This window comes from Chitinophaga sp. (assembly GCF_035564935.1).
Lineage (GTDB): Bacteria > Bacteroidota > Bacteroidia > Chitinophagales > Chitinophagaceae > Chitinophaga.
Genome location: NZ_DATMTE010000331.1, coordinates 1 through 3,802, shown reverse-complemented (window position 1 = coordinate 3,802; position 3,802 = coordinate 1). Strand labels below are relative to the sequence as shown.

Below are 3,802 nucleotides of genomic sequence, written 5' to 3'. Positions count from 1 at the left end.
AATGCCCAGATCGTTCATATCAATAAGGAAATCAGTTTAATAGAAGGAGATATCAGTGATACTAACAGTGACGTACAAACGCTGGAGAAAGAAGTAGACTCTCTTCGCGCAAGATATGCACAGCTGGTAGTTTATGCGTATAAGACCCGTGACTCCTACAGTGTGCTGAACTTCTTTTTTTCCGCTACCAGTTTCAATGATGCCATCCGCCGCTATCAATACCTGCAGCAGTATCGTGAAAACCGGCGCCGGGATGCAGAGAGCCTGTTGTCTACCAAAGTATTACTTGGGGAGAAGCTGGTTGCCCTGCAACAACAGAAGGCCAGGAAAACCGGGGCGTTGCAAACGGAGCAGCGGCAGCGGATAGACCTGCTGGCTGATAAGAAGGAGGCTGATAAAACTATTGCCCAGCTGAAAGACCAGGAACAGGAATTACAACAGCGTATCAACAAAAGCAAGGCGGAGGCACGACAGGTAGACCGGGCCATACAGAACGCCATCAGGCGGGAAATAGCGGCTGCACAAAAGAAGGCTGCAGCACAGGCGCTGGCCCGTAAAAAAGCTGCGGATGCCCGTCGCAGGGCCCAGGCAGCTGCCCGTAAAAAGGCTGCTATTGCAGCTGCTAAGAAAGCCGGGAAAAAACTACCGGTGAAACCGGAAAAAGAAGAAAAGGAAGAGGATGATGTGCCGGTAGAAAAAACGTCGGGTGAAGATGCGCTGGTAGCCACTCCCGAGGCGCTCACGCTATCGCGCAATTTTGAAGCCAACCGTGGGCGTTTGCCGTGGCCGGTGGATGCAGGCCGTGTTATTGGTCATTTTGGCGCCGGCAGGGTAGGTAAAATAGAAGTGGATCACAACGGCACTATTATCGCCACCGCCAGGGGCGCCGCAGTGAAAGCCATTTTTGACGGGGAAGTAATTATGGTATTTATGGTGCCGGGCGCAGGGTATATGGTAACCCTGCGCCACGGAAAATATTTTACCAACTATGTGAGATTACTGGATGTTCGTGTTAGCAAGGGCGCTTCTGTAAAACGCGGGCAAACACTTGGTGTGGCCGCTCCGGGTGCAGGTAGCAATGCCGGGGAGATAGAATTACAGATATATCGCAACATGGTGAAACAGAACCCCGAAAAATGGATACGTGCCCGTTAGAGCAACTGTACCTGTTTTTGCAATACTTCTTCGTATAAAGCCTCGTATTGAGGAATGATATTATCGATATGGAAGCGTTGCGCCTGTTCCCAGGCTCCTTGTCTTACCTGCTCCAGCAAGGCTTCATCTTTCAGCAGCTTTATGGCATGGGCAGCCATTCCTTCCACATCTCCCACATTGCTCATATAACCGGTTTGCCCCGGGATATTGATCTCCGGTAAGCCTCCTGCATTGGAGGAAAGCACAGGTACCCGTGCAGCCATTGCTTCCAGCGCAGCCAAACCAAAGCTTTCATACTCTGATGGCAGCAGGAAAAGGTCACTGATAGACATCACATCTTCCAGCTGCTCCTGTTTACCTACAAATCTTACATCTTCACAAATACCCAATTCCCGGCAAAGACATTCGATAGAGGGCCTGTCGGGGCCATCGCCAACCAGCAGCAGTTTAGCCGGCAGCTCCTTACGTACCCGGGCAAATATCTTTACCACATCAGGCACCCGTTTTACCTTGCGGAAGTTGGATACGTGCAGCAGGATCTTTTCGCCATTGGGGGCAATTGCCTGCCTGAAATGAGGCAGCTCCCTGCGGCTGAAGCGCTGGGTGTCCACGAAGTTGTAGATAACGGCTATATCCTTTTCTATCGGGAAAGATTTATAGGTTTCATCCCGGAGGTTTTCGGAAACGGCGGTAATGGCATCCGACTCGTTAATGGAGAAGGTAACTACCGGTTCGTAGGTTTTGTCTTTCCCCACCAGGGTGATATCTGTACCATGCAGGGTGGTGATGAAAGGCACCGTTCTGCCATGCTTTTTCACGATCTGTTTGGCCATATAGGCGGTAGATGCGTGCGGAATGGCATAGTGAACATGCAGCAAATCCAGTTTCTGGTTAATGATAACATCCACCATGGTGCTGCTGAGGGCAGACTCATAGGGCGGAAAATCAAAAAGTGGATATGTAGGAACCTGAACCTCGTGATAATATATATTAGCGTGAAATGCGTTAAGCCTTACAGGTTGCTGATATGTAATAAAGTGGACCATATGGCCTTTGTCTGCCAGAGCTTTCCCCAGCTCTGTGGCCAGCACCCCACTACCACCGTACGTGGGGTAACATACTATTCCTATGCGCATGAGTTGATTTTTTGCATCCTGCAAAGGTACTAAAAAGCAACACGATATTACATAATGCATAGGAGAGAGGGATGAGCGGTAGCTGGTAACCGTTAACCAAAGGAGTTGGCCGCCGGACACCTTTATGCTTTTCTCCTTCCACTTTTTTATTAGTTTTAACCATAAATTAACCTGCTGCAATGAGAAATTATATTGTGCCAATTTTGTTAGCCTGTACCCTGCCAGCCGTGGCAGTGGCGCAGGAAAAGGATTCAGTGACATTGAGGAAACTAGCTGATGAAGTATTGACCCATAGCACTGCTTACGAAAACCTGCGGGTACTGACCAAGCAGATAGGTGGCCGTTTGGCGGGATCTCCCCAAATGCCAAAAGCCGAGCAATGGGGTGTGAAGGCGCTGGAAGCGGCCGGTGCAGACACCGTTTATCTCCAGGAGTGTATGGTGCCGCATTGGGTACGGGGAGCCAAGGAAGAAGCACGTATTATTTCCAAACGCCGGGATTTTATTCCCCCGCTGGAAGTGCTGGCCCTGGGTAATTCAGTGGGCAGCGGTCCTGACGGCGTAACTGCTCCCGTGCTGGAAGTGGCTTCCTTTGATGACCTGGAAGCAAAAAAAGACCAGGTAAAGGGAAAGATCGTTTTCTATAACTACCACTTTAATCCTACGTTCATAAAAACATTCTATTCTTATGGCGATGCCGTAAAATATCGTGGTCAGGGCGCCAGCAGGGCGGCGAAGTACGGGGCTTTGGCGGTGATTGTAAGGTCTATGTCGCATGGCGCCAATAACTTCCCTCATACAGGCGCCATGCAGTACGACAGCGCCTATCCTAAAATCCCGGCAGTAGCCATTGGCCTCGAAGACGCCGACCGGTTGAGCCAGCGTTTGAAGGATGATAACAGCGCCAGCGTATTCCTTCGCACCAATTGCGAAATGAAGGAAGACACAATAGGACATAACGTGATTGGTGAACTGAAAGGCAGTAAATACCCTGATCAGTATATCACTGTTGGCGGGCATCTGGACTCATGGGATGTTGCAGAAGGTGCGCATGACGATGGTACCGGCTGCGTACAATCGATAGAAGTGCTGCGTGCCTTTAAGGCACTGGGTCTGAAGCCGGAACATACCCTGCGTGTAGTGCTGTTTGCCAACGAGGAAAATGGTACGCGCGGAGGCAAGAAATACGCGGAAGTAGCCAAAACCCGCGGCGAAAAGCATGTTTTTGCCCTGGAAAGCGATGCCGGCGGCTTTACACCACGCGGTTTCACCACCACCATGGACGCCGGCCACAAGGCAAAAATGGAGAGCTGGAAGCCACTTTTTGCACCTTATGGTATTTACGATTTTGAAGAGCCCGGAGGAGGCGTGGACGTAGGCCAGCTGAATGCCGCAATAGGCACGCCCATGGCTGAACTTTCTCCTGATTCCCAGCGTTATTTTGATCTTCATCATGCGGCAAATGATGTATTTGAGGCAGTGAATAAAAGAGAACTTGAATTGGGTGCGTTT

At 50.3% G+C, this 3,802-nt stretch carries 3 protein-coding genes; 2 read left to right on the top strand and 1 reads right to left on the bottom strand.

Going from position 1 to position 3,802, the window contains the following annotated elements:
• On the top strand, positions 1 to 1,155 hold a 1,155-nt coding region (locus tag VN105_RS08850; protein ID WP_325639968.1), incomplete at its 5' end, for a murein hydrolase activator EnvC family protein.
• Here the strand turns inward: VN105_RS08850 and bshA are convergent.
• A complete protein-coding gene (gene bshA / locus VN105_RS08845; RefSeq protein WP_325639967.1) occupies positions 1,152 to 2,291 on the bottom strand; it encodes an N-acetyl-alpha-D-glucosaminyl L-malate synthase BshA in 1,140 nt (379 codons plus the stop codon). The two genes, VN105_RS08850 and bshA, sit on opposite strands and share 4 nt — an antisense overlap.
• A gap of 179 nt (positions 2,292 to 2,470) precedes the next feature.
• On the opposite strand from bshA, the gene VN105_RS08840 reads away from it, so the two are divergent.
• A partial coding sequence (locus VN105_RS08840) for a M20/M25/M40 family metallo-hydrolase (RefSeq protein ID WP_325639965.1) occupies positions 2,471 to 3,802 on the top strand: 1,332 nt, incomplete at its 3' end.